This window comes from Nonomuraea sp. NPDC049269 (assembly GCF_043197155.1).
In the GTDB taxonomy this organism is placed as follows: Bacteria; Actinomycetota; Actinomycetes; order Streptosporangiales; family Streptosporangiaceae; genus Nonomuraea.
Map to the genome: position 1 here is coordinate 413,065 of NZ_JBICSO010000012.1, position 6,625 is coordinate 419,689.

Genomic DNA, 6,625 nt, shown 5'->3' on the forward strand with positions numbered 1-6,625 from the left:
CGCCCCCCCCTCTCGGGGCCCCCCCCCCCCCCCCCCCCCCCCCCCCCCCCCCCCCCCCCCGCCGCCGCGGGCGGGGGGGGGGGCGGCGCCCCCCCCCCCCCCCCCCCCCCCCCCCCCACACCGGCGTTTCTCAGCGGGCGCGGGCCATCAGGCCGGCGTTCTCAGCGGGCGCAGGTCGTCAGGCCGGGGCGCCAGCGGCAGGCGATGGCGGCGAAACCGCCCTCGGCGGGGACCTCAACCGCCAGCGTGCCGCCCTGCACCACGTGCGGCTCGCGCACAAGAGCGTCGGCGCCGTCCCTGGTCACCTCGACGAGCCAGCGCCCCCGCAGGAAGCCCGTCGGCACCTGGAGCGTACGGGCCGCCCCGGAGACCCCGGCGCCGATGAACCAGCGGTCGCCGCTGCGTCTGGCCATCACCGTGTGGTCGGCGGGCTTCCCGGACAGCAGCCGCGTCTCATCCCACACGGTGGGCACCTGGTCGAGGAAGCGTTCGGCCTCGGGCCGCGCCCGGTAGGCCTCCAGCGACCCGGCCAGATTCTCCAGCCCCGACTCGAACACCACCGACAGCGCCAGCTCGTGAGCGTCGGAGGTGGGCCGGCTCTCCCGCTGGAAGGCCATCGGCGTGTAGTCCATCGAGCCGATCTCGTTCCTGGTGTACGGCAGGGCCGCCAGGTGGCTGGTGTTCAGGTTCGACGACTTCTCCGCGCCGTGCACCCCTTCCATGCTCATCACGTGGGGCCACGTCCGGTTGATCCCCTTGGGCACGGTGGAGCCGTGGAAGTTGACCATGAGCTGGTTGTCGGCCAGGTCCCGCAGTGTCCCGTCGTACCACTGCAGCCGCTCCTGCGCCTCGGAGTCGATGAAGTCCAGCTTGACGCCCTTCACACCCCATTGGTGCAGCAGGCCGAAGCGCTGGACGCGCTCGTCGTGGGTGTCGAAGTCGGAGAAGCGCAGCCACGTCATGATGCCGACTCCGTGCGCCTTGCCGTACTCGACGAGCTGCGGCATCCAGGTGAAGTCGGCTGTCCGATCCGTCCAGGCCCGCTCGCCGGTGACCGGATCGTCGTACCAGCCGGCGTCGACCAGCACGTACGGCCAGCGGTGCTGCGCGGCGTAGTCGACGAACTCCTTCTGACGATCCAGGCTCTGCTGCACGGGCCGGCCACCGGCCAGCCAGCTCCACAGCACCTTGCCCGGCTTGATCCACGAGGTGTCGGTGAGCCGGGAGCCAGGAGCGAGGTCGTCGACGAGGGTGGACTCGGTGACGGTCGCGAGGTCGCCCGTGACCATGACCCGCCACGGCGTGGTCAGGCCGGCGTCGTAGGGCACCCGCGCGTCCCAGAGGGCGATCTTGTAGGTGCCCTGGTCGCTGACCAGGTGGGGGCCGGTATAGGAGCCGTTCAGCGCCGATTCGGCCAGCAGGAGGTAGTTCTGGCCCACCCCGAACAGGGCGGGCATCTGGTATTCGGCCGGGGGGACGTCGGCGTACTGGATGAACGGGTTCTCGTAGTCGCGGCGATGCCCGGCCAGCCACGCGGTCGACCCGGCCGGAATCGTGAACGCCGAGGCCTCGCCGAGGACGGCGCCCGCGCCGGGCAGCTCGTAGCGGTAGGCGACGCCGTCGCGGGCGGCCCTGACGACCAGGTCGAGCTTGGCATCGCCGCGAGTGAAGCGGAAACGGGTCTCGTTCATCACGGACAGGCGATCGAGGCGCTTGCCCGCCGTGGTGGTGTACTTCTCGACGACCGCGCGGCTGGAGCGGCCGGTCAGGCTCAGGCCGGTGGTGAGGTCGGCCTGTTCGGTGGTGACGCCGAGCGGGCTGGGGGCCAGCACGGCCGCTCCGTCCCGCGCCACGGCCACGGAGGGGCGGCCCTGCGGGTCGAGGTGGACGGTGGCGACGGGGCCGCCCGCAGGGGCCTTGACGGTCCAGGTATCGGTGGGCTTGGGGGTGGCGGGGGCTGTCATCAGTCCGGCCAGCAACGCGCCGGTGAGTAGCCAGTTCAACAGGTGCCTCCCGAAGGCTGGGGGTTGCAACCGATTGTAGCCGTAATTAACTTCTTCAAGAATTGAATTCGCCCGACGCCTCCGCGATCACGGTCAAGGCGCTTGACAGAGGCGGTCATCAAAATCCCACCGCACGGCGCACATTTCCTCGGAGGTATCGCCTCAGGCGGTGCCGCTGTGGTCGCGGCCTCCCCCGCGTGGGCGCAGGCCGCGCCGGAGTCGACGAACGTCTACGGCGACGTCCTGCGTGACGCCGCCATGATCTGGAAGCGGCTGCCCAGCGACAGGGCAGAACGGGCCCGTTCGAGGTACGCGACGAACGCGGCAACCGCCTCCCCTAGCCGGACGGGAAATTCGGCCTCATTGTCGTGTCGGCCTGCTGCGCGTGTCACGCTCGCGGCGGACGGTCGGTCTCCGCCCCTTGATCGTGGCCTGCCGGAGGGCCGCGATCACCTCGTTGGCCGCGGCCTGCGGCACCTCCACCAGCGAGAACCGGTCGGCGATCTCGATCGCGCCGATGTCGCGGCCGCTCAGGCTCGACTCGCCGGCTATCGCGCCGACCAGGTCCTGTGGCCGGATGCCCGCGCTGCGTCCCACGCTGAAGAACAGGCGGACCATCCCACCCGCCGGGGCGCGGCCGTATCGCGCGCCGTCCTGGCCGCCGTCCCGGTGGTCACGCCGCTTCTCCACGGCCCGCGGGGCCACCTCGGGAATCTCCTGCTCGTCCAGCGCGGCCCCGCTGGCCTGGTGCGCCAGCTTGACGGCGGCGAGCGCCACTTCCATGAGGTCGAACTCGTCGGTGAGCGACTCGACCACGACGTGGAAGGGCTCCAGGTCGTCCTGGAGCAGGCATTCCTCCAGCGCGGAACGGGTCAGCTCCATCCGGCGCGCCTGGAGGTCGGCGACGGTCGGCAGCCGCTCCACCGTGATCCGCTGCTTGGTCACCCGCTCGATCGCCTTGAGCATGCGGTGCTCACGTGGCTCCACCAGGGTCAGCGCCACCCCCTCGCGGCCGGCGCGGCCCACCCTGCCGATGCGGTGTACGTACGCCTCGGGCGCGGACGGGACGTTGTAGTTGACGACGTGCGTGAGCTGTTCGACGTCCAGGCCGCGCGCGGCCACGTCGGTCGCGATGAGCAGGTCGGCGGTCCCGGCCCGCAGCCGTGACATCACGCGATCGCGTTGCTCCTGCTCCATCCCGCCGTGCAGCGCCTCGGCACGGTGTCCGCGCCCGTTCATGGTCTCGGTGAGCTGGTCGACCTCGTCACGGGTACGGCAGAAAATGATCGCGGCCGTCGGCGCCTCGATGTCGAGGAGGCGGCCCAGCGCCGCCGGTTTGTGCGCCCTGGCGACCAGGTACGCGCTCTGCTCCACCAGCGGTGTCGCCTGGCGCCCCTCCGCGGCCGCATGCCCCATCTCCAGCCGGACCGGGTCGTGCAGGTGGCGGCGGGCGATCCCGTCGATGCGCGGCGGAAGCGTGGCCGAGAACAGCACGGTCTGGCGATCCTCCGGAGTCTCCGCCAGAATCGCCTCGATGTCGTCGGCGAACCCCATGTCGAGCATCTCGTCCGCCTCGTCCAGCACGACCGTGCGCAGACCCCGCAGGTCGAGCGCTCCCCGGCCGATGAGGTCGAGGGCCCGTCCCGGTGTCGCGACCACGACGTCCACGCCACGCTTGAGCGCCTGCAACTGCCGGACGATGGGCGCTCCGCCGTAGACCGGCAGAACGCGGGTCCCGAGCGTGCGGCCATACCGATGGAACGCCTCCGAGACCTGAACGGCCAGCTCACGCGTGGGCACGAGCACCACTGTCACCGGCCCGTCACCATCACCGGGGTGGGACATGCGCTGCAGCACGGGCAACGCGAACGCCGCGGTCTTCCCCGTGCCCGTCGCCGCCTGCCCGAGCAGATCACGCCCCTGCACCAACGGGGGGATCGCCTCTGCCTGGATCGGAGTGGGCTCCTCGTACCCCAGAGCGGACAGCACATCCAGGAGCTCAGATCGGAGCCCCAGATCGGCGAAGGTTGCCTCGCCGCCGGTTGCGTTCATGGTCATCGCCGACTCCTCACAAACTTCCACACCTTACTTCGACATCCCTGCTGCCGGTCAGCTCCTGGGAAGGGCGTCGATGCGCCCAAATCCTCGCCCTCGCCGACGACAGGCCTGTTCGGGAGCATAAGGGGTGCAGACTCGTCCCCGTCCAGCACGGCAGCCGTCGCGATCCCCCTGCGGGCGATACCGCTGCTCTATCCTCGCAAAGAGCCGGGAAACATCTCGAGGCGGCCGTCGGAAGTGAGGCGCGCGAGGCTGAATCGCCCGGTCAGGACGGACAGCTGGTGGTACCGGACTGTCCATGCCGCCCCGGGCCGGCGAGACCGGCCAGCGAGAGCAGCAGCGCCTTGACGTCGGTGGCCGCGTAGACATCCCGGTCGAGTGGTTCCGAGCACAGCAGTATCGGCCCGTCGGCGGGATCGGCGGGGAGCCGCCCGTGGCTGCCGCGGACCAGCCGCGGGTCGAGGGGAACGACGTTCATCGCATAGCGAAGGCCCAGGTGCCTGCGCGCAAGCGCCGCCGCGGCACGGGCCTTCACCAGCGGATCCGCCGGATCGAAGAACAGCTCCGCCGGGTCGTAGCCGGGTTTGCGATGGATCTCCACCTGGCGGGCGAAATCCAGGGCACGGGCGGCATCGAGCCAGTAGTAGTACGTGAACCACGCGTCAGGCTCGGCCACCGCGATGAATTCTCCTGCCCTGGGGTGGTCAAGGCCGTACGAGCTCTTTCCGGAGGAATCGAGAAGTTCTTCGACGCCGGGCAGTTCCTTCAACACGGCGTGGACGGTCTGCCGGTCCGCGGGGTCGCGGACGTACACGTGTGCGATCTGGTGGTCCGCGACCGCGAACGCCCGTGACCTCCATGGATCGAGGTATTCCATGCCGGCCTGCCGGTGAACGGACAGCAGTCCGGCCCGGCGCAGCGCCCGGTTGATGTCGACCGGGCGGGAGACGCCCGTGATGCCGTACTCGGAGAGCACGACCGTGATCATGCCGGCCCTGGCGGCATCGGCGAGCAACGGGGCGAGGATCTCGTCGACGTCCCTGGCCGCCGCCATCGCCTCCGGGCCGTCTGGGCCGAAGCGCTGAAGGTCGTAGTCGAGGTGGGGTACGTACACGAGAGTGAGATCCGGGCTTTCTCGTTCGAGCAGCAGGCGTGCGGCGTCGACGATCCACTGGCTGGAGGCCAGGCCGGCCTTGGGACCCCAGTAGGAGAAGAGCGGGAATCTGCCGAGCTCCCGGGTGAGGTCCACCCGTAAGGAAGGCGGCACCGTGTAGCAGTCGGGTGACTTGCGGCCGTCCGCGTGGTAGATGGGCCGTGGGGTGACGCAGAAGTCCGTCGCGGCACCCATGGCATACCACCAGCAGACGTTGGCGACCCGATAGCCGGGCTTGACGCGCCGCGCGTCGTCCCAGATCTTGTCACCCCCGACGAGGCCGTTGTGCTGGCGCCACAGCAACACCTCACCGAGTTCCCGGAAGTACCACCCGTTGCCCACGATGCCATGCGTGCTCGGCGGCGCGCCGGTCAGGAAGGTGGACTGCACGGAGCACGTGACGGCCGGAAGCGCTTGAGATCGACGACGACGAGACCGCCGCGGGTCTCGCCGGCCTGCTGACTCACGAGTCTCCGCAACGCGCCGGCCGCCACATCGAGAACGGTGGCCGCATCCGCTATTTCGGCCATGCCTGCCTCGTGCTGCAGTCGCCGGAAGCGACCATCATCACCGATCCGTTCATCAGCGGGGACAGCACAGCGACGGGCCGGTACACCTACGACGACCTGCCCGACCACATCGACGTCTGCCTGATCACCCATGGTCATCAGGACCACATCGTGCTCGAATCGCTGCTCCAGCTGCGTGGCCGCATCGGCACGGTCGTCGTGCCGCGTTCCTCGGGTGGCAACCTCTCGGATCCCTCGCTCGCCCTCTACCTGTCGGCGCTGGGCATGGATGTGACCGAGGCCGACATCTTCGAGGAGGTGCCCTTCCCGGGCGGAAGACTGGTGGCCACGCCGTTCCTCGGCGAACACGCGGACCTGGACATCCGGGCGAAGTCGACTTACTGGGTGCAGCTGGCCGGGCGGTCGATATTCATCGGAGCGGATTCGTCCGGCGTCGATCCGGCCCTTTACCGTCATGTTCGCTCGCATCTGGGCGCGACGGACATGGCCTTCCTGGGCATGGAATGCGACGGCGCTCCGCTGACCTGGCTCTACCAGGCTCTGCTGACTCGGCCGATCCCCAAGCGCATGAGCGACTCGCGGAAGCTTTCCGGTTCGAACGCCGTACAGGCGGCCGACATCGTCACCGAACTCGGTGCCCGCGAAGCGTATGTGTACGCGATGGGCGAAGAGAGCTGGCTGGGTCACGTCATGGCGACCAGCTATGACGAGAGCTCGTACCAGTTGCAGCAGATCGAGGAGTTCCTCGGCTGGTGCAAGGTCCACGACGTCGAGGCCGGGCACCTGGGTCGCGTCCTCGGAGCGGTGTAAAAGGCTCAACGAGGTAGGTGCCGCGGGTTGATCTTAGGCGGCGGCCGTTTCGGGTGTCGAGTCGGACGCCG

General features: G+C 69.7%; 3 protein-coding genes and 1 pseudogene. 1 reads left to right on the plus strand and 3 read right to left on the minus strand.

Translation table 11 applies throughout. From position 1 onward, the window contains the following. Positions 1-161: 161 nt before the first annotated feature. From ACGFNP_RS53945 to ACGFNP_RS53955, 3 genes and pseudogenes are all read right to left on the minus strand, one after another. Positions 162-2,003 carry a glycoside hydrolase family 97 catalytic domain-containing protein gene (locus tag ACGFNP_RS53945; protein ID WP_393331893.1) on the minus strand — a complete coding sequence of 614 codons (1,842 nt, stop codon included), beginning with the start codon at positions 2,001-2,003 and terminating at the stop codon, positions 162-164. 360 nt (positions 2,004-2,363) lie between these two features. Beyond that, the gene (locus ACGFNP_RS53950) at positions 2,364-4,061 is read right to left on the minus strand and encodes a DEAD/DEAH box helicase (protein WP_358321793.1); all 1,698 of its coding nucleotides are present in this window, start codon (positions 4,059-4,061) and stop codon (positions 2,364-2,366) included. Between the two features lie 265 nt (positions 4,062-4,326). Beyond that, positions 4,327-5,625: pseudogene (locus tag ACGFNP_RS53955) on the minus strand (alkaline phosphatase family protein); the annotation flags it as partial. 101 nt (positions 5,626-5,726) lie between these two features. On the opposite strand from ACGFNP_RS53955, the gene ACGFNP_RS53960 reads away from it, so the two are divergent. Continuing rightward, entirely contained in the window at positions 5,727-6,554 is an 828-nt protein-coding gene (locus tag ACGFNP_RS53960) for an MBL fold metallo-hydrolase (RefSeq protein ID WP_393331907.1), read from the plus strand. The last annotated feature ends 71 nt before the right edge of the window (positions 6,555-6,625 follow it).